We start from the raw sequence: 25,776 nt of genomic DNA, 5'->3' as shown, positions 1-25,776 counted from the left end.
ATGCTAAAACACCAGCCGCACCATCAGTGCAAAGTGCAGCGCTCAATAAGCGCAGTCAAACGCACTCAGCAAGCAGAGTCTTCGGAGAGACGCCGCAAAGAAGAGTTGCGCACCGTGCAAATGGCAAACACAAGCCGTACAAGTACAGGAAGAAAATACAGCGCACCAGTGACACCTGCAAAAAAGCCGCTGCGAGTGCAGCGGCTTAGCGGGTTCAAAACAGTGAGAATCAGTATTGCACCGCCGGTTTACCCAGCGGACGCTCTTCATTAATCGGCTCAAGGATCAATTCACCCTGTTCGGCCCACTGACGTTTTTCTTCTTCCGTCGCTTTCGGGCAAAATTTACCAAACGCCGCGTAGATAATGCCCAGTAACGGCGAAGCCCAACATGCCACGGCACAGACGATGTAGAGCAGGTTTTCGGTGTGGCCGGCAGCGATGCCAAGGCCCAGCGCATGAATCACAAACGCGCCACCTGCGTTCCACGGAATGAGCGGAGAAATCAGGGTTCCGCCCTCTTCTACCGAACGGGACAGACACAAGGTTGAGTAACCCATACCGCGATACGCCTGGCTGAACATACGTCCCGGCAGCGCAATCGACAGATATGGGTCACCTGCGACCAGGTTGGTACCAGCGGCGGTCATGGTTGATGCCAGTTGCAAGCCAAAGATAGTGCGTACGCGGCTCATAATCGACAGAACAATCGTTTCCAGACAGCGGGTTTGCTCCAGAACGCCCCCCAATGCCAAAGCAATCAGTACCAGAGTAATGATCCAGGACATCGATTGTATTCCGCCGCGGTTAAGCAAGGCATCAGCGGTGGCGTTGCCAGTTTCAACACTAAAACCATTTTGTAGGAACGTCAGCGCATCGTGGACTGATACCCCCTGCACCACCACCGCAATCAGCATACTGAACAGCACGCTCGCCATCAGGCTCGGAATCGCAGGCATCTTCATCAATGCCAGGCCAAACACGACCACTGCCGGTGTCAGCACCAACCAGTTAAATTCAAAGTGATCATTGAGGGCAGTACTCAGCGCTTCAATCTTAGCGATATCCACTTGCTGGGCATCAATGATGTTAAAGCCAACAAACAGATAGACCACCAGTGCAATACACATCGCCGGGAAGGTGGTTGGCAGCATGTTACGAATATGGGCAAACAGGTTGGTGCCCGTGACAGCCGGAGCCAGGTTGGTGGTATCAGACAGCGGCGACATTTTGTCGCCAAAGAAAGCGCCGGAAACCACAGCGCCGGCAGTCCAGTACATCGGTATACCAAACCCTTCACCAACGCCCATCAGCGCCAGGCCAACCGTCGCGGTTGTGGTCCAGGATGTACCCAGTGACACAGAAATCACCGCACACAAGATCATTGCCGCCGCCAGGAACGTTTGCGGGGTCAGCACCTGAAAACCGTAATAGATCATCATAGGGACGGTACCACTGGCGATCCAAATCCCGATAATCATACCGATGATCAACATAATCACGATCGCCGACGTGGCGACCTTAATCACGTGGAACAAGCCCTGCTCCATATGATTCCAGCGATAACCGCGCAACCAGGCAATCGCACAGGCAAACACAATCCCGATCGCTAACGGGGTATGCGGGGTAAAGTCACCAAAGTAAAACAGCTGGATACCGAGCAACCCTATCGTGATAGCGATCGGCAAAATTGCCAAAAATAGTCCCGGACGTTCAATTTGCTCTTGATAAGACTGCTGTTCTTTAGACCGACTTGCTTGTTCTGTAGACCGACTTATTTGCTCTTTAGACATAATGCCTCCTTGCGCAGAGCAGAAAATGATTCAGATGCCAGTACACCGGAAGTACACAAGGATTGCTCCTCAATCTGTTGTTGCTTAAACGCATCAGCACTCTGCCCGCGTTTATCCTCCGGCTTGGTAGGTTAAGTTGTAGCCCTATCCTGTCCACAAGTCTCAAACCACGCGTAACAGCTTGTAATTAAGTTGTAAATCAAGCCAAGTACCACAAGGACAGCCATATCCACCAAATATACAACAAATAGCAGTATTAAAACCCATTAAGTAACCGTTGATTAACATCGCATTATTTGCCTGTAGCACAACATTCATGCAGGCATCCGTTGTCCCTGCCTCTGACCCATCTCCCGTCATGATTGGGATTCTCACCACCTCCTGCCCGGCCGCCGGATATCCGGCACTAACCTGGTGCGAATGTTGCACTTTTGTAGGAAATCCGTTTCAGCGCGTTGACCGCCATGCAATCCTCCTGAGTACTCGTTAAACAGTGGTTGACAGCCATCAACCATAAGTAATAACAAGTAAAATTCAGCCAACAGATTGTGAAAGTATGTAAACCAAACGGATTAAAATGTAGACTGCTTCATCTCTGGCGGGCAGCAAGCTTGCTTATCAAGCAAATTAATATTTACAGTTGGTATAAAGGGAACGGCACTTGCTACTTATACGATTGCAAACCTGTATATCTACAGACGCTTAAACGTGTAAACAAGCCAGTCAATCAGCCGCACTAGAAAGGATTCTGATTATGACCCCCGTGGTAAACGCACAAGCTCAGATACTGGTGATCGACGATTCCGATGTCACCAGAGAAACGCTGGTCAGCTATTTTGAGGAAGAGGGCTTTATTGTCCATTCGGCAGAAACCGCCGAGCACGGCGAAGAGCTGCTGGCGATACATGATATCGACATGGTGCTGCTCGACATTCGCCTGCCCGGCAAAGATGGCCTGACCCTGACACGCGAATTACGCAGTGCATCAGAGATTGGCATTATTCTGGTCACCGGTCGTCAGGATCAGATTGACCGTATCATCGGCCTGGAATGCGGCGCCGATGAATACGTCACCAAGCCTTTCAATCCGCGAGAAATTCTGGCACGTAGCAAAAACCTGATTCGCCGGGTCCGAAAGCTCAAGACGCTGGAACGCAGTGCGGAAAAAGAACCTGGTGGTTTTATCGACATCGGACCGTGGAAAATGGACATCCATCGCCGCTGGCTGAAAAAAGCGGACGGCGATGAACCGGTCCAGCTGACCGAAGCGGAATTTCAGTTGCTCAACGCGCTGGCCACCAACCCGGGCCGCTCTCTGTCGCGCGATGAACTGATGGACAGATTAAGGAACCGCTCCTGGAACGCCACCGATCGTACCATAGATGTTCTGATCGGCCGTATTCGCCGCAAACTGCAGGATGACAGTTACAGTCCGAAATGGCTGATCACCGTGCACGGTGTCGGTTACCTCTACTCACCTGAATAACGCAGCCGGCATGAAAACGTTACTGGCTTTCGTTTGCCTGCTACTGATACCGCTCGCGCAGGCAAACCATTTTGATCATAACCGCACTTATAGAGCGTGCGGGCTGCCAATCTATCCGCCGATTTCCTGGGTCGATAACCATCAGGTAAAAGGCGTCGGCGCTCATCTGCTGCAACAGTTGTTTCAACGCTTTAACCTCACCCTCTCATTTGAGCAGGACTTTAACTGGCAACGCTGTTTAAAGGAAATGGAACTGGGCCATATTGATATCGCCACTGCGATGTATAAGGTCGCCGGGCGGCAAAACTACAACCATTATCTCTCGACGCCGATCGTCAAAGAGCCGATTGTGCTGTTTTACAATCGCCAGCACCCCCAAAAGTTTAGCCAACTGAGCGATTTGAAAGACAAAACCTTAGGCGTCATTCTGGGTGACTCCTACGGGGATGAAATGGACGACTGGATAGCGCGCCATATGCAGGTCGACTATGTGTCCAGTGGCGAGCAGAACTTCGCTAAACTGCTGCGCGGACGTATTGATATGATGCCTCTCGGTCGCTATGGCGGCCAGTTGCAAAACGAGCGCCTGGGTTATCAAGACATCATCGTCCCGCTGGAGCGTCCGTTGACCACCGATTACTGGTATATTGCGATTGCGAAAAAATCACCGCTCTCTGCTCATCTGACTGAACTGGATCAGGCCCTGCAACAGATCACCCGCCAGACTGATATTGGTGAATTGATGGCACAATACGCCGAACAATACCGGATATCGACCCGGAACGGAGGTGCGCATGACTGATACTTCTGCCTCCTGGCTTGGTAAAGCACGTGGTTACCATACCGATCACCCTCTGGTTTATCAGGTACTTAAACGCTTTCTGCTCTGTGGCCTGGTGCTGATTGTGGTCACCACTGCGCTACAGGTGTGGGCCGAATACCGCCGTGAACAACACAGCCTGCAGACTCGCCTGAGCCTGATCGCTTCTTCCCAGTTAGACGGTATCGCTAAGAGCGTGTGGAATCTGGATAAAGAGCAGGTCAACCTGCAACTGCAGGGCATCATGAACTTTCCCGATATTCAGGCCGTGACTCTCGACAGCGCTGACTGGCCGGAGAAGCTGCAGTTTGGCACGCTACCTGCCAAAGCCGAGGCCTCCAACCAGTTTGCGATTGTTTATCACACCTTGCAGCGCGAGCCGCGTCAGTTAGGTATCTTGACTGTCTTTCACGATGTGGCGGCAGTGCATACCCGGCTGATTGAATCTGCGCTGTGGAGCTTTCTGGTACAGTCGCTGATGATTTTGGCCACCAGCGTGGTGCTGTTTGGCATCGTACACTTTAATATCACCCGTCATCTGGAACGGATGGCACAGTTCACCCGTCAAATCAGTAAAAGTCATCTCCGACAACCGCTCACTTTGCAAAAACGCGCCCGCCAGCGCAGCAGTAATGAACTGGATCAGGTGGTCGAAGCGATCAATGAAATGCGCCTGGCCATTTTGCGTGATATTGAGCGGCGTGAGTCGGAGCAACAGGAGCTGAGGTACAGCCGGGACCAGTTGCAGGAACAGGTCGAACAACGTACCCGGAATCTGCTCGAAGCCAAAGAAAATGCCGAAGCCGCCAGTCAGGCCAAAACCAAGTTTCTCGCCACCATGAGTCATGAGATCCGCACCCCGCTCAATGGCATCCTGGGGATGGTGCAGCTACTGGGTCGCACTGAACTTTCGGCGGAACAACAAGAGCGTCTTAATACCATTTATCAGTCCGGTGACGCACTGCTGGAAATCCTCAATGGCCTGCTCGACTATGCCCGATTAGAAGAAGGCGCTTATATTCCGGAGAACCAGTTGTTTTCCCTGCATGAACTGGTCAGAACCAGCTGCCACCTGTTTTCTGCTGGTGCGCTGGAAAAAGGCCTGGATTTACAATTTGATATTGACCCGACGGTGACGGATGTTTGCCAGAGTGCACCGGGCGCGCTGCGCCAGATGCTGGCCAATATGATCTCCAATGCCATTAAGTTTACCCAGCAGGGCTTTGTGCATGTCACCCTCACCCGCTCCCGTACCGGGCCAGATCAGCAGTGGGTGCGTTTTGCCGTCAGCGACAGCGGAATCGGCATCGAACAAAGTGATTTAGCACGTATTTTTGAACGTTTCAGCCAGGCCGACGACAGCATTACCCGCCGCTTTGGCGGGACCGGGCTTGGCCTCGCGATCACCGAAAAACTGGTACACAGCCTCGGCGGAGAAATTGGGGTTACCAGCCAGCCCGCCTGCGGCAGCACATTCTGGTTTGAACTGCCGCTCAGCACACCACCTGAATTGGCGCAGTACCCGGCGTTAACCCAAGCCAGTCATCCAGCCAGGCTGGACGGGCTTCAAATTTTGTTGGTGGAAGACACGCCGGTGAATCAGGAAGTGACCATGGCACTGCTCAGTCAGGACGGTCACCAGGTCGAACTGGCACAGACGGGCAGTCAGGCTCTACTGGCGGCCAGCGAGCGTAAGTTTGATGTCATCCTGCTCGATGTCCACTTGCCGGACATCAGCGGAGTAGACATTGCCCGCCACATCACCAGCCAGTCCGGGCTCAACACCAATACGCCTGTCATTGCACTGACTGCCAATATTCAGCCCGGGCTGATTCAGAAATATCACGCCGCCGGTATGGTTGCCATTGAGCCGAAACCGCTCAAAATCGGGCGATTGTATAAAGTGATCAATCAGGTGATCGCCAAAGCAGAAATTCTGCCAGAGACAGAACCGCCTGATACCGCTGCCACCGCTGCGGCATTGATTGACTTCGCCGTTTTTCAGTCGCACAGCACGATTCTGGGCTCCGCCCGGGTAACCAATCTTATCCGCACACTGCAACGCAGCTGTGACAAGATTCTGCCCCGGATTGAACAAGCCATGCAACGCGGCGATCACTATGACATCGCAGAGCAGGCCCACCGTCTGGCCGGTGATGCGGAGTCTCTCGGCGCCAGTCAGTTAGCACACCAGTTACGGGCGCTGGAAGATTTAGCCCAGCAGGGTTTAGAAGAAGCTTTGACATCTCAGCGTGGCAGGGACTTGGCTCAGTACAGTCGGGCCAGCCTGGCCGAATTGACGCGCTTAACCGCCGCATTAAACGCACCAACATAAGATTCGTTGCCTGGCAGCATTTCGTTTTCTGGACGCTTTTGGTTTCCTGAAAGTTTTTGATCTGCTGAAAGCTTTTGATCTGCTGAAAAATAGGGGCTCGCCCTAGAACATCGCGCCAAATAAAGTAAAGCCTGAGCCCGGTTTACCGGGCTCAGGCTTGGCTATTTTGCTCCAAGTTCGCTTTATAAACACAACAGTCCAGACAAACCGCGTGCCTGTCAGGAGATTAAACGACTGCTGACGCGCTCCTGGCTCGCCTGGGTCGCCATGCCCCAGTCAAGCATATTACGGTGCTCGACCGGATCATACACGGTGTAACCGGCAACATGGTTAAGGATACGTGCCGCGCGCCAGCAGGCCAGGCTCAGTTGCGGCTCGGCAATCCCATGCGAGGCGATCCCGGCATTGACCATATAGATCCGGTTGTGCGGCGCGCCCTGCCAGTCGACACAGAAATCCGCCGACAAGATTGGCCGGCCATGTTCATCCCAGGATATCTGATCCTGCAGATCGCGCAGACAATGCGGCACGATGCGCTTAAATCCGGTACACATTATCACCACATCGGCGCTGATCTCACGGGTTTCTCCGGTCAGGCCGTGGGCCAGAGTGATGTGGTAACCGTCTTCATCCTGACGCATCGCCACCAGCGACTGGTTCGGGCAAATGTTCCACCAGTTAGGCTTACGCAATACATACTTATCGTGATACAGACGCTGGTAAATGCCTTGCAGACAGTCGCTGGTGATGCCGTCACTGGTCAGCTTCTGGCGTGCCACCTCGCGCTGTTTAGTGGCCTGATCAAGCTGATAGAAATCGTTAACGTAGTCCGGCATGAAGTACTGGTCGGTAAAACAGGCTTCATCCAGCACTTCAATATTGGCGCGGCGTGAAATCCAGTTCAGCTCGCGCGCGTGGCCGAATTCGCCGTCAAACGCATGCTGGAACACGTCCGCACCTGTTTGTCCGCCACCAATAATCGCCACCCGCTTATCGGTCAGCTGCGGATCGCGCAGCGCCAGTTCGCTGGCGTGGAAACAGTGCTTACCGACAAACGGCGTCACACACTCCGGCATACTCGGGGTCAGGCCGGTGCCCATCACCAGATGTCGGGTCAGGTACTGCTGCTGCCCGACTGAGACTTTGAACACGCCGTCGCTCTGTTCAATCGCCGTCACTTCCTGATTAAAGGCAACGTTCGGCAGTTGACTGACCACCCAGCCCAGATAGTCCGAAAACTCAAGACGGCTGATGGTCGTCTGGCCGGAGGCCATAAACGGATAGAATTTACGGTTGGTGACCAGGTAGTTGAGAAAACTGTAACGACTGGTCGGATCCACCGCCGAAACCAGGTCTTTAAGGAATGACGTCTGCATCTTGGCATCATTCAGCAGCAATCCCGGATGCCAGGCGAAATGTGCTTTCTTATCGAGGAACAGCGTCGACAATGACGCTTTCTCCGCCGCCAGTGCCGCAATACTGAGATTGAACGGCCCCAGGCCAACGCCGATCACATCATAGATATGTGCAGACTGGGGTTGAGTATCGTGACCTTTCCTTGTGTGTGTGCCTTGCATGATGAGCTCCTTAAAAAGCGAATTGCTGGAAAAAGCGTTCTCGACCGCACTGGATCAATGCTGAACGTTTGTGTGGAAAATCAAATTCGAACTGAACCTGCATACCCACCCGGGCATTCAGTTTCAGTACGCGCTGGTTATCGGCACGTGGTTCTCCGACCACAGATTCAGTGCGCGGCTCTTGCTGGAAGCAGTAATGGACAATCGATTTCGCCCAGGTATCAAAGTAAGTACCGCCACGATAGGCAAAGTTGCCCACCAGCATGTGCACACCTTTATCAAACAAGCCGTATTGGTAATGCGGTCCGATGCGGTCTTCTGCCGCCCAGTACACTTCAAGATAACCAAAGGATACGCCGTCAAATTCTGCGATTAAGCCGTAAATATGGTCATCTTGTTTCTGCTTATTGAGATACTGGCGATGCTCCTCCAGGCTGCCCTCCAGTTCCCACATCTGAGCCACCACCGGATGATTGTGCCAGCGATGGAAGGTCGGCAGATCGCGCTCAATCTCAATCACACGGAAAGTGAGCGTGCGTTTGAGGTGATAAAAATAACGCTGGAACACAACACCGGTCGGGTGCAGCGGGCGCAGCGGATGACGGGAACCATTCACCGCCGTGGTCATAGTGACAGCGCAAGTATCCTGCGCGGCATGCAGCCACAATGGCGAGTGCTCGAGAAATTCGGCTTTACTCAGCAGTTTGCTGCCCTGCGGCCAGCCGGGAATTCGAATCTGCTCCAAACGGGCGGTATAAAACGCATGTTCAATCGCGCTCCACCACAGCATGGCATCGCTGACATCGACACTCTCGCTGTGCAGTTCAGTGACATCATCACCACAGGTACGCAGCGAGAACGCGGCCACGCTGCGGCCATGCTCCAGCAGTTCGAACTGCGCCGCAGCGTCGGTATGCTGTTTTTCAGCAATCGTGATACGGCGCCCGCCCGGCAGCGGTTTGTGCACTCGTGACAGACTATTGTCGCCTGCAGGCCATTGCAGCGGGTTAGCAATATCACAGTAGATGATCGAAGGATCTTTCAGCGTTGCTTCATTGTGCGCTGACAGGAAGCAGAAGAAGTTACGTTTCCAGCGCAGGGTTGGCGATTGCAACACGTACTGATAAAAAGAACTGTCTTTCGGATGCTGTTTGGCCAGCGCATCCAGTTCCAGACGGCACAGTTGCCACAAATCGGCTTCACTGATGATGCCGGACACCGCAATAGATGCGATGGTATTGAGCAGGGTATTACCGATGACGTAGTAGGCGTGATAAGGATTGAGTTCATCCCATTCCATAAAATACTGCGGCGCTTCGTTATCGAGCACATCAGCGAAACGCTCTTTGGCCAGCGTGGTCAGGCCAAATCCCTGACAATCACGCACCGCCACACCGACCGGCATGCCGTGCTCAATTTCCAGCAGCAGATTCTGCTGATGGGCCAGCATCACAATGCCGTAATCGCTGCGCGCCACGCACAGTGGCGCCATCACGCGCTGCATAAACGCGCTCATCCAGTGGCGAGCGGCCAGCTCATTGGTGTAACCGTGTTGTGCGGCGTACGCTTTAATCCAGGCGGTGAGACGATTGTCCTTGCCAGCACCGGCATCCTGATTGAGGCTGGCCAGCATATAGAAGCGCTCACCATTAAGCGGCGCTTGCTCATCCTGCGCGGCATAAAACGGGTTATGGCGAAAGCTGACCAGCGGCAAATCCAGCGTCTGGCCATCATCATCCTGCACCGAACACCACATCGGCTCTTGGATAAAACAGGCATGTTCAAAGCGCTGCTGCAGCTCTTCACCCGCTGGGGTGGCCATCAGTTTGCTGAACTGGGTGCCACGCCGTGCTTCCGGCTCGGTCATCAAACGCAGTGAGTTGGTGAGGCGCACCGGCAGCGACACTTTCAGCATCCACGGACAGTGGGGATGGTAAATGGCGCGCGAAGATGACGTCGCGGTCCAGCCGCCACTGCTCAGCTTCAGATCCTGCACCGCATCGGCCGCAAGGTGATATTGTCCTCGGGTACGACGCCACTCTCTGGCCTGCAGCGGATGCAGCGGCAGCGGCAGCCACTCAGCGCCGGGCAACGCCGCCACACTCTGACCTGTCTGCTGTTCAAACAAGGCCATCAGCGCCTGCGCCATATCACCACCAACATACTCACCCACCAGGCAAGAACGCTTGACCGCGAACCATTCAATCGCAAACTGAGCGCCAAATTCCGGCAGATAGGCCTCTTGTTCCTGCTCGCTGAGCGGCTCATTGCACTTCGGTGCCGGGTGCATACTGTGCCCTCCGCTCAGGCTCTGCTCTGAAGCAATAAAGCCCTGCGCCGCGGCACGCGCGTGCAGCGCGGCATCCGCGCGCTGGACATAACTATCCGAGTCCAGCACACGCTGGACAAACTTAGCCTTATCGCTAGCCGCAACCGAATCAAAATAATGCTCGACAATCTCAGCCATAGCACTGTCAAAATCGACCGACAGCTGGCCTTGCGGTGTCGATAACAGCAGATCGCCGCGATAACGGTGCCTGCCCGCCGCCGATACATAAGCCAGGGGGATCACCAGTTCACGCCCTGCATTCAGAGGTAACCGAACCACCTGCTCTTCTACTCGCGCCGCTCCGGTTTCGAGCAAAAAGCTGTTTAAAAAGTGCTGCATGGTCAAAGCATGAGTCATAAAGTAATCCTTCATCGTTTGTAAGGTTAGTTAAGGCCTGGCCTGTAAAATGTGTGTCCTGAAAAATGTAAAAGTCTCTGTTGGCTGCCCACCGCCCCAAATTAGGGATGCACGAAGCCAAAGCTGGTCGTTACTGACAGCCGCACAGGGAGGTAAACAGAGAAAAAGTTGAAAGCTGGCCAGATAAGCCAACGGGGGAACCGACCGGGTCAGGCCGGTTCCGCCATTGAGATCAGCACGAGCGGTTAAGTCGTCATACCAACAACTCCTGAGCTTTGGTAAACGTTAACGGCTTCATGCTGCACACCTTAGAAGGTCGCGCTGTAACTGACCGCAAGAGTCCGGCCCAAACCATTGTGGGAGTAGATCTCCGGTGATGAGCTTGCGCCGTACAGCATCTGTGCACGTTGGCTCCAGATGGTTTCGTAGTCGCGGTCAAACAGGTTCTGAATACCGACGTTAAGGCGGCCTACCGGCAGTGCGTAGTACGCACTCAGGTTTGCCAGGGTGAAACTCTCCAGTTTCTCACCATCTTCATCTTTGTAGCTGATGAAGCTGTTGACACGCAGTTCAGCGCCATACTGGTAGTTATCAAAACCAAACCAGGCACTGCCTGAGCTCGGGCTGGCCGACGCGGCTTCCAGCTTCTCCCAGCTGCCGTCGACCTTGGTTTCACTTTTCACGTAATGCGCCTGAACACCGGTGTAGAAATCATCGTTGATCTGGTAAACAGTCTGACCTTCGATACCGTAGATACGCTTATCGTCATCTTCAACGCCGACAGCAAAGGTGGTGCGGTCATAAGACACCGTTTTATCTGACAGAGACAGGTAACCGGCGACCTGCACATCCCACGCTCCCTGCGACATACGCCAGCCGAGTTCGTAAGAGTTGGTTTTCACGCCCTGTAAACTTGCGTTGTCGACCGAAGTTGACCCAGACAGAGATCCGTCTAACTGGTACGTGCCCTGGCCAAAGAAGCGAGCCGGATCCGGCACGTCAAAGCCTTGCGAGAAGTTGCCCCATACCTGCATATTGTCAGTAAGGTGATAAACCGACCCTAAATTGAACAACCATTCATCGTAATCAATATCACCACCGGTAATCGCTTCCGGCTGATTTGGCAGCAAGCCTGCATCGTAGGCGTACTGCGCTTCAACACCGACATGGTCACTGATCTCATGTTCCATAATCGCATAACGGAAACCACCGCTGACCGACCAGTCCGGCATCACTTCCCAGTCCACCTGAGAGAACAGCGCATAGTAGTTACTGTCGATATCCGGATAACGCGAAACCGTATCGACCGGATCAAACACCAATCCGCCGGAAGCGAGAGCCTGGTTTGCATCAAAAATAGTCTGGTCCGCTTCAAATGAATCGCGCGAGGCGTCCATACCGTAAGTCAGTTTGACTTGTTCCCAGCGCTTGATTAACGCCAGATTCAGGCCATAAACGGTCGATTTCTGTTCCGATGCGCCGTACAGAGGAATCGTCGCTCCGCCAATCCGTCCGGTTGAAGGGTACGGGAAGTAACGCAGCGATTCAGTACGAAAATATGCCTGTGCCAGAAGTTGCAGCCCCAGCACATCATCGTGGCTGTATTGAGCATTCAGCATGACACGTTCAGTATTCGGCTGCTTGTCGAGTTGTAAACCTTTACGGGTTTCTACCACCGATGGGTCAGTAATACCCGTCAGGTTCGGACCGAGATACGTCGCATAATCCGAGTCCTGCTCACTGTTGTAATACTGCGCCGTTACCGACAGCTTCTGGTGATCGTCCGGCGTGAATTCGACATTACCCATCACATCAATGGTTTCATTAAACTGCAGGTCTGTCTGAGTAATATCCGGGCGAATCATTTCACCGTGAGAATCGTAAGCCCCACCGTTTTTTGAATACGCCACAGACGCACGACCACGTAAGGTATCGGTACCGCCGGACAGCGCCACCGCAACATTTTTATTGAGGTCATTGCTGTCATTAAAGCCGGTCTGGCCACCCACTTTGGTTTCAACCGTCAGTTCATTGCCGGTCGCTTTCTTGGTGATGATGTTGATGATACCGCCAGCCGCACCCGCGCCGTAAATAGACGTGGCACCTGACAGCACTTCCACCCGGGCAATGTTGAACGGATCGATGCTGTCGAGCTGACGGCTGATGTTACGAGTTGAGTTAAGAGACACACCGTCAATCATCACCAGTGCCGAACGGCCACGCAGGTTTTGCGAATAGTTGGTACGAGCGTTACTCCCGAAATCAAACCCCGGGATCAGCTCGCCCAGCGCATTCTTCAGATCAGCACCTGAATTGAGAGCACGCTCAAGTTTTTCCTGATCAACGACCCACATCGTTGAAGCCACATCTGCGATGGCTGTTTCCGAACGGCTGCCGGTGACCACGATAGTATCCGGTGATGCTGCCTGACTGACACTGGCAAAGATCATTAAAGCGATCGGGCTTAACTTCGCCACACATCGAGTGGTATTTTTCATAATGTTAGATATCCATTCTTCTAATTAGATTGCATAAAGGAACAAGTGCCGGACTCAGTGTTTTTCCTGAGTTTTAGCACGGTGAAGAGCAATAACAGGACCAGGGCAGAAATAAGCACGGATAAGCTCCATTGCTGATGTAAAAACAGCGAAGCCAACCCGGTTCCGACCATGTGTCCGGTTGTGTGAGAGCGCGTCAGATAGCCACTGCTTTTGGCTTGCCGGGCAGGTTCAGATTCCCGCTCCAACAAACGACTGGTATACCAGGCCGGTAAACCAGCGACAGCTAATAACAACCCCACCACTGCGAAAAACAAGCCCCACCAGTTCGCACCGCCTGTCACCAGTATTATCCAGCCAATAACGAGAGAGAGGAGTAAAACGGGCAACAATGCAGAGGAATAACTGCGACTTATTTTCGGGATCACGCGCAGTTGATAGACCACCAGCAGCACACTGGTCGCCAACATCATCAGCGCGTAAACTTTAGAACCTTCTTCACCCTCATAGCCGTGCGAGGTGATAAACTGCAGCACATAAAGCTGAAATGCCGCAACAAATCCGGTCGTCAGTAATGCAGCGCTGTAAACCACGCGTGCGTAACCGCTTTGTCCCCGGGCTTTTCTCTCCTCTGACGGACGTGCAAGTTGCGCAGACTGGCCAGAGGCATGACATTGACCCGGCAGGGCCATGAAGAGCACAGGCACCACCAGGGCAATCGGGACCAACAAGATGACCGGAATCGATACCGGCAACAGAACCAACGCTGGTCCGGCCAGGCGACCGATAGTCAAACCACCACTCAATGCCGACAGCGCACCGGGGGTCGCTTTGCCCTGCGCGGCAAGTTGCGCCTGGCTAAGCGGCAAAAACGCGCTGCTGAATCCGCCAATCGCAAAACGACACACGCCAATCAGCCAGATGTTGCCTGGCGCCAGCAGCAACAGACAGATAAAACTCAGGTTAGCCACTATGTAGCCGCAAGATGCCAGACGAATCGCTCGGCCGAATCCCAGCTTTTCAGCCACTCCGCCCCACCAACCGGCTCCCAGCCAGTAGCTGACCAAATTCATGTTCACCATCGCGACCAGCAAGCCAACCGAAGCTGCGGAATCACTCTGACCGACCCACTCAACCAAGGTGGGGATTGCGGACAGCAGTACAGTTTGGTTGATACCAAGCGATATCAAAGCCAGGGTTAAAACAGGCATCATGGAACGCAAACTTAAATCTAAATGATAATAGTTACTATTATGATTGCCTGATATGTAAAGATATGTCAATAATAACGTAAAGGTATGTCAGCGGTTTTGTAGCAACAGCACACAGTGCAACGTTAAAAAACCGTTGAACATGTCATTGATTCAATCCACTAACGACACGGAATTGCCCCTAATGAATAAGCAATACTGGCTTTCAGCCAACCAGCATCTTTGCGCTAAAATCATCACCGAATTGCACTATGAGGAGCGGCTTCAGCCCAGAGCTGCAGGTGCAGGTTGGGTGCTTGCCACTGCCGATCGTGAGTGGCGCTTTAAGGCTGACGTGACGGTGTGGGGCATGCTGAATATTGATGAGGCTTCACTGCATTGCTCGGACCTTCGCGAGCCACTCGCTGCGCAGCTACTGCTCGATGTCCAGGCCGATCTGGAAATCAACGATATCAATCTGGCCAATTTGTTAGAAGAAGTGCAGCAAACCCTGTACAGCGATATGCAGCGCTTAGCTCAGTTGCAGCACGTGACCGCGAGTGACATGGCGCAAATGCCTGAAACGCTGCGCCAGCGTTATATCGACTCTCATCCGAAAGCGATTGCCAACAAAGGGCGCCTTGGCTGGGGAGCCGACGATCTGCAGCGCTACGCGCCCGAATCCGGAACGGCATTCAAACTGCGCTGGCTGGCGGTGAGAAAATCCTTGTGTCAGTCTGGTATTGCGGCCGGGCTGGAGTATCAGCAGTTACTGGAAAATGTGCTTGAAGCGGAGACTCTGCGCGCATTACAGCACTCGCTTGGCAAGCAAGCGCAAAATTTCTGGCTGATTGCCGTTCATCCGTGGCAATACCAACGTTTTCTGACCGGGCAATACGCCGGCCTGTTTGCTGATGGGGATCTGATTGATTTGGGCGAACATGGCCCGGACTGGCTGGCACAACAGTCGATTCGCACCCTGAGCGCAGAAGATACAGCCGTCCAGTACGACGCTAAAACCGCGCTGAGTATTCTCAATACCTCCAGTTATCGCGGTATTCCGGGCAAGTTTATCGTTCAGGGACCAGAGCTTTCTGCCTGGCTGGCCAAAACCGCCGCCAGCGATCCAACCCTTGCTCAGCACGGATTGAAAGTGCAGCAGGAGGTGGCCGGATTCTACTGTGCTCACCCGTTTCAGGCGCAGATCAAACAAGGTCCGTATCGCTATGATGAAATGCTGGGCTGCATCTGGCGTGAGCGGGCCGAAGCCGTAGTCGGCGCCAGTCAGCGCCCGATGACCATGGCGGCGTTAATGCAAACCGATCAAAACGGTACACCGCTTATCGGCGCACTCATTGACGCTTCAGAACTCAGCGCCAAAGCCTGGCTGGCGAAACTGTTTAACCATGTGGTGGTACCGCTCTACCATCTGATGTGTCAATACGGCGTTGCGCTGGTGGCTCATGGCCAGAACATCACCCTGATCCTGGAAAACAATCAGCCGGCCGGCTGCATTATCAAGGACTTTCACGGTGACCTGCGCCTGGTCGATCAAGCCTATCCCGAGCTGGAAAGTCTTAACGCCGATATCCGTAATACCCTGACCCGCTTGCCGCCTAAATACCTGGTGCATGACCTGCTGACCGGCCATTTTGTTACCGTGCTACGTTTTATCTCACCGCATCTGATTGGCCTTGGCGTTACTGAACAGGAGTTTTATCAACTGCTGCGTCAGACACTGACCGACTATCAGCAACAACATCCGGATTTAGCCGAACGTTACGCTCAGTTCGACCTGCTATCGCCGACCATCGATAAAATCTGTATCAACCGGGTGCGCTTCCGCATCGGTTATGGCGACAGCAATGAGCGACCTCTGCCGGATATCGGCCAACCGATACCTAACCCGCTTAACCCTTAGAGCGGTCTAAAACACAACGGGCCATTTCTGCACAGGAAATGGCCCGTCAATACATCGGACATGAAGCAACGAATTTTCTTCAGGCAAAAAAAAGTCATCTCCGAGGTATAGGACTTAACTACCCCGAGATGACACGTTTCCGTATATACGGAACAACTCGTATATTAATAGGTTTGCAGTGGATTAATATTAATATGGGAGAAGAACTCCCCAACTTTGTTGACGAGAAAGGAAAAACTAGGCGGACAAGCGCTTAGGCACATCATCCACAGCCGCCGCTCAACGCCACGACTGACTATTCGGTTTCATTCTCATTTATCGCATTTACAGTGCTGTACATATTCCGTCGCGCGGGTTTCAAACTGTCTTAACACCCGGGTGGCGCATTCAATGTCTTCAGCAGAGACATCGGCCATCAGCTCCTGACGTAACTCATCGGCGACTTTAACCAGTTTTTGTGCTAATTCCGTACCCCGAGGTAATACATGCAGCGTTTTTACCCGGCGATCACCGGCCACTTCACATCGTTCCAGCCACTGCTCTTCTGCAGCCTGGTCCAGCAAACGCACCAGTGCACCTGGGTTAATCCCCAGCTCCTCGGCCAGCAATTTCTGGTTAATGCCGTTCGGATGTCGGTACACCAGCACCATTAGCATCGCCAGAGACATCGAAATATCGTATTCAGCAATCACTTCCGAGACGGCTCGTTGCCAAGCTCTTTTTACTGGCTGAAGGCTGTTGGTCAGCTCACATAAAAGCAACGCTTTGTCTGGCATTTTTTCTTCCTAGAGCCCGTAAAGTTTGTGTAACTGCGATTCGGAGTACAGCATAATAGAATATACTTGCTTAAGCAATTATTTTTTAGGCAACTATATCTTAGGCAATGATATTGACTAAGCTGATAATTTTGTACGGCCAGCGATGAAGGTTAATCAGTCGCCCGCATAACTGCGCCGAATCAACCTGGAACCAGGTTAAAATATTCACCTCAGACATCAGCCATATTTGTGAAAGCAATCATACGCAACAGCGTGCGCTCACTGATATGATACCGGTTACATTACAAGTACAAATCTATCGAGGTCTTAATGTTAAAACCGTTTCTGTCAGTCGCTATTTCTGCCCTCTGCGCCACACCGGCCTTCGCTGCCTGGCAAGCTGAAAACTACGACGATGGCCAGTTTACCCTTCCATACCAGCTCTACACTCCGCAGCAACATGGCAAGCTGCCGCTGATCATTCATCTGCACGGCAGCGGTGAAGCCGGGACTGATAATCAGGCGCAGATGTATCAGGGCACCAACTGGGGCCCGCAATATTTCGCCAGCGCGGAAAATCAGTCCATTCAAGCCGCTTACGTGCTCGCACCGCAAACTCCGGGGCCGATGCGCTGGGCAAGCACAACGTTAGCCCCCTATAACTATAAGAAAACGCCATCGACCGAGTCCATGACCGCTCTGCTCCACCTGGTGGATAGACTTCTGGTTGAAAATCCCGATATCGATCCGGCACGCGTCTACATCACCGGATTATCAAGAGGTGGTCAGGGCGTGTGGAACGCGATGATGCAGCGCCCGGAGTTGTTTGCTGCCGCACTGCCTATCGCTGGCAGCGCCGACCCAAAGCAGGCCAAAACCATCAATCATATTCCGACCTGGGTATTTCATGGCAGTGCTGACGAAGTCACTAATGTGGATTATTCGCGCCAGATGGTCGATGCTGTCATTCGATCAGGCGGCTCCACCTCAACCATTCGCTACAGCGAAATCGAAGATGGTGGCCACTCGGCATCCTGGGTCACTGCTTACGGTAATAGTGACGTCTATCGTTGGCTGATGAAACATCATAAACAGTAACTCACCGCGGCTTTACCACAGATACGAACAGCGGGAGGCTCACCCCGCTGTTCTGCGTTTTCACCCAAGACAAATACCCTTACAACAAGTGTTTCCTTACTGTCATAAAAGCCAGTCCTATCTATACTCATTAGTAGTTCAAACACCGGTAAGCCCAAGAGGCCCAAACCGGGTACCCTTTGCTGGCATAAAACAATAATCAACAGCAATGCGAACTTGAGGAGCACTTATGTACAAAGTTAAAGACGAGGGATATACACCACTGTTTTTAGCTGGCCTGTTTGTCGCCTTAATGCTTTATGAATTACTGGTGCAGGACGGCAGCGCATGGCTGTGGATTCCGACCCTACTGCTGGCGGGCGTAACCGCCTCACTGACCTACGTGGTGCACTGGCATCGCCAACATCAGGGGGGTGGAGAATGATCCTGCTTATCAGTGCCATCGGGCTGGTAGCCGGTCTAATCGCCCTCTACGCCGACATGATCCTGGTCTGGCTCGATTCGGTGATTTGACCTATTCACCCTGAACGTCATAAGACAAACCCCGGCTACTAAACCGGGGTTCTATTCGCTTGACTGAAATGATTATGATATGAGTAACGCACCTTCTACTTAAGCACGCAGCCCTGCGGCATTCATAAAGCTTTTCAGCAACAGAGAGACCACAAACAAGGCCGCCACACTGCCACTCCAGATAACCACCAGCCACATGACCTTTTTCCACCATGGACCCGGTGTTTTTTCAGTCGTGTTCATCGTGTCACCCCCCACGCGTTAATGGTAGTTCTCGCCTGGTTTCACTTTGCCGCGGAAGACGTAATAGCTCCACGAGGTGTAAACCAGAATGACCGGAATAATCAACAAGCCTCCGACCAGCATAAAGCCCTGACTTTGCGGGGGTGACGCAGCCTGCCAGATACTGATCGCCGGCGGAATAATATTCGGCCACAGGCTGATACCCAGCCCGGTAAAACCCAGGAACATCAGCAGCAAGGTCAGCATGAAAGGCAGATAGTGAGCATGATTATAGACCGAACGAATCAACCACCAAGAGCAGAGCACGACCAGAATCGGCACCGGCGCAAACCACAGAATCTGCGGCCAGGTAAACCAGCGCGCAGCGATGTCACTGTGCATCAGCGGTGTCCAGATACTGACAATAACAATCGCGGCGAGCATCACGTAGGTTAACGGCACAGCAAGTTCACACATACGCTTATGCAGGTCACCTTCGCTTTTGAGAATAAGCCAGGTACAGCCCAGCAACGCGTAAGCAACCAATAGTCCGAAGCCACAAAACAGCGGGAATGGTGCCAGCCAGATCAACGACGGGCCGCTGTAGGTTCGCCCGGTGACTTCCAGCCCGTTGATGATGGTGCCGAGCACGACGCCCTGGCTGAACGTCGCAACAATCGACCCACCGATAAACGCTTTATCCCAAAAGGCACGGTGCTCAGGAATGGCTTTAAATCGGAACTCAAATGCCACCCCGCGGAAGATAAGACCAATCAACATGATGGTCAGCGGGATAGCCAGCGCATCAGCTATCACCGCATAAGCAAGCGGGAATGCGCCGTACAAGGCTGCGCCACCAAGAACCAGCCAGGTTTCGTTCCCATCCCACACTGGCGCGACCGTGTTAACCATAACGTCACGATGCGTTTCATCTTTATTGAACGGGAACAGGATGCCTATCCCCAAATCAAAGCCATCCATCAAAATGTACATCAGGGTCGAAAAAACAATAATCACAAACCAGATAATCGAGAGATCAATACCCATGTTATTTCCCCCCTTCCGGACCATCAATTCTGTCACGCACCGCCGACAACGGCCGTGCTGGCGTGTGTGAGATATCCGGCTCGTCATGATGAATATCACCTTCTTCCGGCCCGATTTTAATCAGTTTCATCAGATAGACGTACCCAATACCAAATACCGAGGTGTACACCACAATAAACGCCACCAAGGTGAACGACATGTGTAACTCAGAATGCAGTGAGACCGCATCACGAGTGCGCTGCAAGCCATACACAACCCACGGCTGACGGCCAATTTCAGTGGTAAACCAGCCAGCCAGAATCGCAATCAATCCGGATGGCCCCATGTAAAGCGCAAAGCGATGAAACGCCCGGTTTTGATACAGTGTTCCTTTGCGCCGTAACCATAACCCGATAACACCCAGCAGTATCATCAGCATGCCGAGCGCGACCATAATTCTGAACGACCAGAAGATGATGGTAGAATTTGGACGGTCCTCTTTAGGGAAACTTTTCAGCGCCGGAATTTGTTTATCCAGGCTGTGGGTGAGAATTAAGCTGCCAAGATACGGGATCTCAAGCGCGTATTTGGTGCGCTCTTCTTCCATATCCGGAATACCAAACAAAATCAGCGGCGTCGGCTCACCGGGTTCGTTCTCCCAGTGCCCTTCTATCGCAGCGATTTTAGCCGGCTGATGCTCAAGCGTATTCAGGCCATGCGCATCGCCCACCACCGCCTGAATCGGAGCGACAATCAACGCCATCCAGAGCGACATTGAAAACATCTTTCTTATTGCGGGACTATCATTGCCTTTCAGCAGGTGCCAGGCAGCAGAGGCACCAACAAACAGAGCACTGGACAGGAAGGCTGCAATCGTCATGTGAAACAGTCGATACGGGAAAGAAGGGTTAAAAATGATTTCCATCCAGCTTTCCGGGATCACCACGCCATCCTGAATACTAAAGCCCTGTGGCGTGTGCATCCAACTGTTCGATGACAGGATCCAGAAGGTCGACATCAGCGTGCCCAGTGCCACCATGCAGGTCGCAAAGAAGTGCAAACCTCTGCCGACCCGATTCCAGCCAAACAGCATCACACCGAGAAAGCCCGCTTCAAGGAAAAAAGCGGTCAGCACCTCATACGTCAGCAGCGGCCCGGTGACACTACCGGCAAACTCCGAGAACCCGCTCCAGTTGGTGCCGAACTGGTAGGCCATCACCAATCCGGATACCACACCCATACCGAAGTTAACCGCAAAAATCTTCGACCAGAAATGATAAAGCGACAGATACGTTTTATCGTTTGTTTTCAGCCACAGCCCTTCCAGCACGGCCAGGTAGCTGGCCACACCGATGGTAAGTGCAGGAAAAATAATGTGAAACGAAACGGTAAACGCAAACTGTATTCTGGCAAGTTCAAATGCATCCAATCCAAACATTACCAACCCCTGTATTATTCGAGTTATAACCCTTAAACCCTAATTCAAGACCTCAGGATTTGCCAAAATTAGTAACAAATTTAACAAAGCAATACAGCACTTTCTGGCTATTTCAGGACCAGAAAATCACACTTATAGAATATTATTCAATAAAGTCATAGTGTTAATCTGGATTGTTGCAAAACTGCTCTGCATATTGGATACGAAGGTTTATCGGTAAAGGTTCACAGTGAATAACAGCTTATTTTGTGTGGGTAATTCGTGATTTAATATAATTTTTAAACTTGGACTGACTCTCTTCTTATTCAGATGATATTTATGTAACCAGTAAGTCACATGAAATATATGATCTTATCTAAACGTGCCTAAAAATACTAAAAATACATAATTAAATAGACTATAAAATAAGAGGAGCCGATACTTAAGAATAGTAATTAATCACAAGCTGTTTATCATATTCCCTTAAACAACTCACTTCTATGATGTGCTAGATATGGCTTGTGTTCACGAATGATCCTAAAAGACATATCTTCTCTGAGCCCTATGACTTCTGGCGCTTCAAGATACTCTGAAATTAGCACCTTGCCGTTGTCATCAAATGATATAAAGCCAAGATCAAAAGCTTTGTCCAAGTTGGCTAACAGCAATAACCCGTTGAACTTATCCAGCCTTTCGCGATTATTTGAATCACGCCAAGGCTTAATATGAGATGCAAGCAGAAGTTGAGTATTACGATATCCTGTCACGGCGCAACCACCCCACATTTGAACCAATTGAGATCTGAAGAGACCTTGGCCCATTCTGGTTTTAACCATGATGCTCTTTTCAGTATCCGTTAGCTTTTTGTTCGACATAACCTGGCGAATATCTGCGTTAACATCGATTTGAGCTAAGTCCGCTAGGAACTTGTGATAGTGAGTTAACGCAGCACTATACATCCCCTTACCCTTTCGATCCGTCAGCTTAAAAACTTCTAACTGTCTGACTTTCTCTTCATACTGGGTAAATCTCCGGTAGGATGTAATGTCGGTTAATGGCTCACAGATTTGGTACGTATCCATTAGCCAATTAGAAATTGAACCACGAATCGCTCCGAGATAGTTTTTAGCGGTTTTCTCCGACTTACCAATATCCATAAGCCACTGATAATATAATGCAGCTAAATCAGTAAGATTTGAAACCAGCGCTTCTTTAAGTTCGTTGCTGATGATAAAGCTCTTCATATCTTCAAAAAGCTCATCGTCTAAGTAGGCATACGCGATCGCTTTTGAAGAATAGCGACGAATAGTCGTTTCGTCATAACCAGCGTGATAGGCAAGGTGCCAGAACCCCTCGCTTCTCAGATGGAAGAATGGATTCTCTGGCGTATTCTTATCTTTACCCTGAGCAAAGCTGTTAAAGTGTTCTGTGAATCTGTCTTTTAAAGGCTGATTCAGTTCAATTTTGTTTGAAGCGATATGTCCCACTTGGATGAGATCCATGACCGCAAGTAGCATGCATACTTTATGAGGGATCTTCTTACCACCAGCAATATTCATGTTCAGCGTACGAAACTTATCGGCATAATATTCGTGTGACATGCTCTAGCCCTCCAAACCTAAGGTTTTCTTCATTACAACGGTTTGCCACATAACCTCTTCTCGGTTAAGGAAATCTTTTTCATCTTCGACATGACAGCAAACCAATCCGAAATCACCCGCTAACTTATCCAACTCCGAGACGGAAACACCAAAAGTCTCACGACCGTCTCTAAATCCACCGTGACGTAATGTGATAACTAGAATTCCATCGTCAACCAGAAGATTAGAAAGCACTTTAATTGCGATGGAACGTTGTTCGATAGGAATATGCATCCAGACAGCGGACAGCATCACTAAGTCATAACGCTTAGCCAGCCCTACTACATGACTTAAATAAGGTAACGAGTCATCTAAACAAGTAACGTCTTCAGAGCAGCTTTGCTGTACAAGATCACGCAGCCTGATTGATGGTTCCACAGCGACAACCGAACAGCCTCTCTCACTCATCCACCTCGCATCTCTTCCAGAACCAGCACCAACATCTAATACCGCTGCTCCCGACTTCGGCCAGTATTGAGACCAAGATTGGTGGACAGATTCAAACGCGAGGGAATTGTATTGCTGAGCTAGATGAGTGGCATTTTCGTCGTAAAAAGAGGTAGTTGCGGACATATATCAAACCAAGGAACATAGTACGTAAATCATATATGGCTCATTGACACAAGGCGATAAAGTATTAGAAAAGAATGAATAATTGTGACGACAATCGTATCTAAGCACCGGTTGAGCTGGAACTTAGGAACCGAAGTTTCGTGCTTAATAGTGAATAATCACTACGAACTGCCTCCAAGAATTGATCCCAAACTTCGTTAGTAATGCTTGTTAATGACACGAATCCCGTTTCAATACCGCTTGAAAAGCAATCACCAAAGATGAAGGTACAATCGTAATTTGAGCGGGACATAAAACACAACTCACCTAAACGTCCCAACCCCAGAAACGAGAAAACCCCAGCATTTCTGCTGGGGTTTTGAATGTGGCGGTGAGTGAGGAAGTCGAACTACTAGGTTATCCAGTTGAAATTTAACAAGTTATAGCAAGTCGATTTTCGGGAATATACACCCTGTCATACATTTCATTTCTGTGATATTTATCACAATTATCTTTAAGCAACCACACTCTAGGTTATTTAACTCAAAAAATATTCGTTCAATACTCATTAATAACGACTAACAAGTGTTTAGCTCTTGAACATGCAACATAGTAATCAGCTCGTTGAAAAATGGGGGACTCCCTGTTACAAGGGATATCTATGAGCATTATCGCGTCAGCCTCCAGGCCCTTAAATCCCTTAACTGTGGAGAACAAAATTCCCTTTCCTTCCTGCCAACGTTCTATGTCGTCAGTAATCTCAACTCCTCTAGCTTTACTTAACGTAGCTAAGGAAGAATTACTCTGCTTAAATGGGCTCAAAATGGCTACTTGATTTGGCTTTAACTTGCCCTTATTGACCCATTCATCCACATATCGCTCTACGTGCTTTTGAATTTCAAATCTATTATCTAATCGAACGATAACCGGCTCATCACCGACAGGTGCATCAACTTTAGTAGGGATTTGCTTATCAAGAATCTCGCTACACAAACTGGCTATAGATTTAGTATTTCGACAATTGACCGGAAGATTAAATGGCTGCCCTAACGCAGGTAAAGAAGGATCTTGATCTACATATAAATTCTGATTGGGATCATAGAAGACATACATAGCCCCCTCGTCACCATTTGTATTGATAAGCTCTAATGGCATCCACCAATCTGATTGAAAGTCTTGGCCTTCATCAACAATGACGGCATCATACCTATCTTCCAAAGTGTCAATTGCTTCTATCAACAGCTCTGGTGCTTCTTCCCGCCAAAACTCGTCTTCATTTTGAGTGTAAGGATTAAATGGAATTCGAGCTTTTCTACATAAATCTGAGCAAAGACCGTGAAAATGTGTAACCGTGATTCTGTCGGTATAAACAGGAGAGATGCTGTCCCTCAACCATTTTGCAAGGGCTTTGTTGTAACACACAAGCAGAGTCTTCATTCCTTGGCTAGCAAACTTCTCTGCTTGAGCTTGTGCCAACATGGTTTTTCCTGAGCCAGCTACACCATTTATGCAAGCTCTTTGTGTATGCGATAAAAAATCCAAAAGCATGAGCTGGTCGTTAGTAAGACGAAATAATTTTTCTTCTTGGTCTTCTATTTTCCGAAAAAGAACTGGAAGCAGAGCAAAACTTGGCGAAATGGACTTGTAGATTCTTTGTCTATCCTCTTTTGAAAGAGGAATTGGGTTTTCACGCCTAACCCATTGAGATAAGGCGGACTTAATTCTTCTGTCTAAAAACGGGAGGTCATTTGCAGATAGTATGACTGATGGTGTAGCTCCTGCCGGAGTCTCCCCAATATATTCACAATCAGGAAACACGGCGGCATAACCGTAACCAAATGGCAAACTGTTTGCTCCGTTATAACCCTTTTGCTTAATCTCCTTCTCCAAGAAATGAGTATTTCTTCGTGCCTGTTCAAAAGGGTCTTGAATTGACCTTAAATTTCCATTAGGTAAAACCCTGCTCCATTCACGAGTTTCGTTATCATATTTAATTTCCCCCCCCTTGACCTCAAGCACCAACATTCCGTGAGAAGGAAGGATAACTACAAAATCCGTTTCACCTTCTTTGAGCGTCGTATTACCTTTGTCATTTCTGTCGACCCTAAGCCATGGGTAACTATGGTAAATAACACAATCATCAGGTAACAAATCTACCAGAAACCTTGCGACATCCCTTTCCGACTTAACGCTTATATCTTCAATGTTAACCTTTGGTATTAATCTAGCCAAAATCAATATCCTA

At 50.7% G+C, this 25,776-nt stretch carries 18 protein-coding genes; 6 read left to right on the top strand and 12 right to left on the bottom strand.

What is annotated here, in order from left to right; genetic code table 11:
- Window positions 1–229: 229 nt before the first annotated feature.
- Window positions 230–1,792 carry a Na+/H+ antiporter NhaC gene (gene nhaC, locus J0X00_RS17715; RefSeq protein ID WP_282477347.1) on the bottom strand — a complete coding sequence of 521 codons (1,563 nt, stop codon included), beginning with the start codon at window positions 1,790–1,792 and terminating at the stop codon, window positions 230–232.
- A gap of 754 nt (window positions 1,793–2,546) precedes the next feature.
- Here nhaC and J0X00_RS17710 point away from each other — a divergent pair.
- Genes J0X00_RS17710 through J0X00_RS17700 form a run of 3 tightly spaced genes read left to right on the top strand, consistent with a single transcriptional unit; the run spans window position 2,547 to window position 6,433 of the window.
- Window positions 2,547–3,278 (top strand): response regulator, encoded by a 732-nt coding sequence (locus J0X00_RS17710; protein ID WP_136484150.1) that lies wholly within the window; start codon window positions 2,547–2,549, stop codon window positions 3,276–3,278.
- A 10-nt stretch (window positions 3,279–3,288) separates the two neighbouring features.
- On the top strand, window positions 3,289–4,080 hold the full coding sequence (locus J0X00_RS17705) for a transporter substrate-binding domain-containing protein (RefSeq protein WP_282477346.1): 792 nt from the start codon (window positions 3,289–3,291) through the stop codon (window positions 4,078–4,080).
- Entirely contained in the window at window positions 4,073–6,433 is a 2,361-nt protein-coding gene (locus J0X00_RS17700; protein WP_282477345.1) for an ATP-binding protein, read from the top strand. The genes J0X00_RS17705 and J0X00_RS17700 overlap by 8 nt, the downstream gene beginning before the upstream one ends.
- Window positions 6,434–6,651: 218 nt before the next feature.
- Here J0X00_RS17700 and J0X00_RS17695 read toward each other — a convergent pair whose 3' ends face one another.
- From J0X00_RS17695 to J0X00_RS17680, 4 genes are all read right to left on the bottom strand, one after another.
- Entirely contained in the window at window positions 6,652–8,010 is a 1,359-nt protein-coding gene (locus J0X00_RS17695) for a SidA/IucD/PvdA family monooxygenase (RefSeq protein WP_218563258.1), read from the bottom strand.
- Between the two features lie 10 nt (window positions 8,011–8,020).
- Window positions 8,021–10,696, bottom strand: a complete 2,676-nt coding sequence (locus tag J0X00_RS17690) for a GNAT family N-acetyltransferase (protein ID WP_282477344.1) — start codon at window positions 10,694–10,696, stop codon at window positions 8,021–8,023.
- A gap of 308 nt (window positions 10,697–11,004) precedes the next feature.
- Window positions 11,005–13,194 (bottom strand): TonB-dependent receptor, encoded by a 2,190-nt coding sequence (locus tag J0X00_RS17685; protein ID WP_282477343.1) that lies wholly within the window; start codon window positions 13,192–13,194, stop codon window positions 11,005–11,007.
- 20 nt (window positions 13,195–13,214) lie between these two features.
- Window positions 13,215–14,408: an MFS transporter gene (locus tag J0X00_RS17680; RefSeq protein ID WP_282477342.1), complete on the bottom strand. Its 1,194-nt coding sequence runs from the start codon at window positions 14,406–14,408 to the stop codon at window positions 13,215–13,217.
- 181 nt (window positions 14,409–14,589) lie between these two features.
- Between J0X00_RS17680 and J0X00_RS17675 the strand changes: the two genes are divergently transcribed.
- Entirely contained in the window at window positions 14,590–16,305 is a 1,716-nt protein-coding gene (locus J0X00_RS17675) for an IucA/IucC family protein (RefSeq protein WP_282477341.1), read from the top strand.
- 311 nt (window positions 16,306–16,616) lie between these two features.
- Here the strand turns inward: J0X00_RS17675 and J0X00_RS17670 are convergent, their stop codons facing one another.
- Window positions 16,617–17,081 (bottom strand): MarR family transcriptional regulator, encoded by a 465-nt coding sequence (locus J0X00_RS17670; protein ID WP_136484158.1) that lies wholly within the window; start codon window positions 17,079–17,081, stop codon window positions 16,617–16,619.
- Between the two features lie 312 nt (window positions 17,082–17,393).
- Here J0X00_RS17670 and J0X00_RS17665 point away from each other — a divergent pair, with 312 nt between their 5' ends.
- Entirely contained in the window at window positions 17,394–18,161 is a 768-nt protein-coding gene (locus J0X00_RS17665) for a prolyl oligopeptidase family serine peptidase (RefSeq protein WP_282477340.1), read from the top strand.
- Window positions 18,162–18,390: 229 nt separating this feature from the next.
- Entirely contained in the window at window positions 18,391–18,585 is a 195-nt protein-coding gene (locus J0X00_RS17660) for a hypothetical protein (protein WP_136484159.1), read from the top strand.
- 188 nt (window positions 18,586–18,773) lie between these two features.
- On the opposite strand, the gene J0X00_RS17655 is transcribed toward J0X00_RS17660, so the two are convergent.
- From J0X00_RS17655 to J0X00_RS17630, 6 genes are all read right to left on the bottom strand, one after another.
- Complete coding sequence (locus J0X00_RS17655; protein ID WP_136484160.1) at window positions 18,774–18,917, bottom strand: DUF2474 domain-containing protein; 144 nt, start codon at window positions 18,915–18,917, stop codon at window positions 18,774–18,776.
- An 18-nt stretch (window positions 18,918–18,935) separates the two neighbouring features.
- Window positions 18,936–19,943 carry a cytochrome d ubiquinol oxidase subunit II gene (gene cydB / locus J0X00_RS17650; protein ID WP_136484161.1) on the bottom strand — a complete coding sequence of 336 codons (1,008 nt, stop codon included), beginning with the start codon at window positions 19,941–19,943 and terminating at the stop codon, window positions 18,936–18,938.
- A 1-nt stretch (window position 19,944) separates the two neighbouring features.
- Window positions 19,945–21,360, bottom strand: coding sequence for a cytochrome ubiquinol oxidase subunit I (locus J0X00_RS17645; RefSeq protein ID WP_282477339.1), 1,416 nt, complete (start codon window positions 21,358–21,360; stop codon window positions 19,945–19,947).
- Between the two features lie 452 nt (window positions 21,361–21,812).
- Complete coding sequence (locus J0X00_RS17640; protein ID WP_282477338.1) at window positions 21,813–22,940, bottom strand: HNH endonuclease; 1,128 nt, start codon at window positions 22,938–22,940, stop codon at window positions 21,813–21,815.
- A 3-nt stretch (window positions 22,941–22,943) separates the two neighbouring features.
- A complete protein-coding gene (locus J0X00_RS17635) occupies window positions 22,944–23,552 on the bottom strand; it encodes a class I SAM-dependent methyltransferase (protein WP_282477337.1) in 609 nt (202 codons plus the stop codon).
- A gap of 537 nt (window positions 23,553–24,089) precedes the next feature.
- Entirely contained in the window at window positions 24,090–25,763 is a 1,674-nt protein-coding gene (locus tag J0X00_RS17630) for an NERD domain-containing protein (RefSeq protein WP_282477336.1), read from the bottom strand.
- Window positions 25,764–25,776 lie beyond the last annotated feature (13 nt).

This window comes from Vibrio sp. ABG19 (assembly GCF_029962385.1).
GTDB classification, from domain to species: domain Bacteria; phylum Pseudomonadota; class Gammaproteobacteria; order Enterobacterales; family Vibrionaceae; genus Vibrio; species Vibrio ostreae.
Note: the sequence above shows the minus strand (reverse complement) of the source record. Positions and strands in the feature narration are given on the sequence as shown.

What these genes read in the sequence shown, in the direction of transcription:
- nhaC (WP_282477347.1), bottom strand. Translation starts at nt 1,792, where the DNA reads ATGTCTAAAGAGCAAATAAGTCGGTCTACAGAACAAGCAAGTCGGTCT.
- J0X00_RS17710 (WP_136484150.1), top strand. Translation starts at nt 2,547, where the DNA reads ATGACCCCCGTGGTAAACGCACAAGCTCAGATACTGGTGATCGACGAT.
- J0X00_RS17705 (WP_282477346.1), top strand. Translation starts at nt 3,289, where the DNA reads ATGAAAACGTTACTGGCTTTCGTTTGCCTGCTACTGATACCGCTCGCG.
- J0X00_RS17700 (WP_282477345.1), top strand. Translation starts at nt 4,073, where the DNA reads ATGACTGATACTTCTGCCTCCTGGCTTGGTAAAGCACGTGGTTACCAT.
- J0X00_RS17695 (WP_218563258.1), bottom strand. Translation starts at nt 8,010, where the DNA reads ATGCAAGGCACACACACAAGGAAAGGTCACGATACTCAACCCCAGTCT.
- J0X00_RS17690 (WP_282477344.1), bottom strand. Translation starts at nt 10,696, where the DNA reads ATGACTCATGCTTTGACCATGCAGCACTTTTTAAACAGCTTTTTGCTC.
- J0X00_RS17685 (WP_282477343.1), bottom strand. Translation starts at nt 13,194, where the DNA reads ATGAAAAATACCACTCGATGTGTGGCGAAGTTAAGCCCGATCGCTTTA.
- J0X00_RS17680 (WP_282477342.1), bottom strand. Translation starts at nt 14,408, where the DNA reads ATGATGCCTGTTTTAACCCTGGCTTTGATATCGCTTGGTATCAACCAA.
- J0X00_RS17675 (WP_282477341.1), top strand. Translation starts at nt 14,590, where the DNA reads ATGAATAAGCAATACTGGCTTTCAGCCAACCAGCATCTTTGCGCTAAA.
- J0X00_RS17670 (WP_136484158.1), bottom strand. Translation starts at nt 17,081, where the DNA reads ATGCCAGACAAAGCGTTGCTTTTATGTGAGCTGACCAACAGCCTTCAG.
- J0X00_RS17665 (WP_282477340.1), top strand. Translation starts at nt 17,394, where the DNA reads ATGTTAAAACCGTTTCTGTCAGTCGCTATTTCTGCCCTCTGCGCCACA.
- J0X00_RS17660 (WP_136484159.1), top strand. Translation starts at nt 18,391, where the DNA reads ATGTACAAAGTTAAAGACGAGGGATATACACCACTGTTTTTAGCTGGC.
- J0X00_RS17655 (WP_136484160.1), bottom strand. Translation starts at nt 18,917, where the DNA reads ATGAACACGACTGAAAAAACACCGGGTCCATGGTGGAAAAAGGTCATG.
- cydB (WP_136484161.1), bottom strand. Translation starts at nt 19,943, where the DNA reads ATGGGTATTGATCTCTCGATTATCTGGTTTGTGATTATTGTTTTTTCG.
- J0X00_RS17645 (WP_282477339.1), bottom strand. Translation starts at nt 21,360, where the DNA reads ATGTTTGGATTGGATGCATTTGAACTTGCCAGAATACAGTTTGCGTTT.
- J0X00_RS17640 (WP_282477338.1), bottom strand. Translation starts at nt 22,940, where the DNA reads ATGTCACACGAATATTATGCCGATAAGTTTCGTACGCTGAACATGAAT.
- J0X00_RS17635 (WP_282477337.1), bottom strand. Translation starts at nt 23,552, where the DNA reads ATGTCCGCAACTACCTCTTTTTACGACGAAAATGCCACTCATCTAGCT.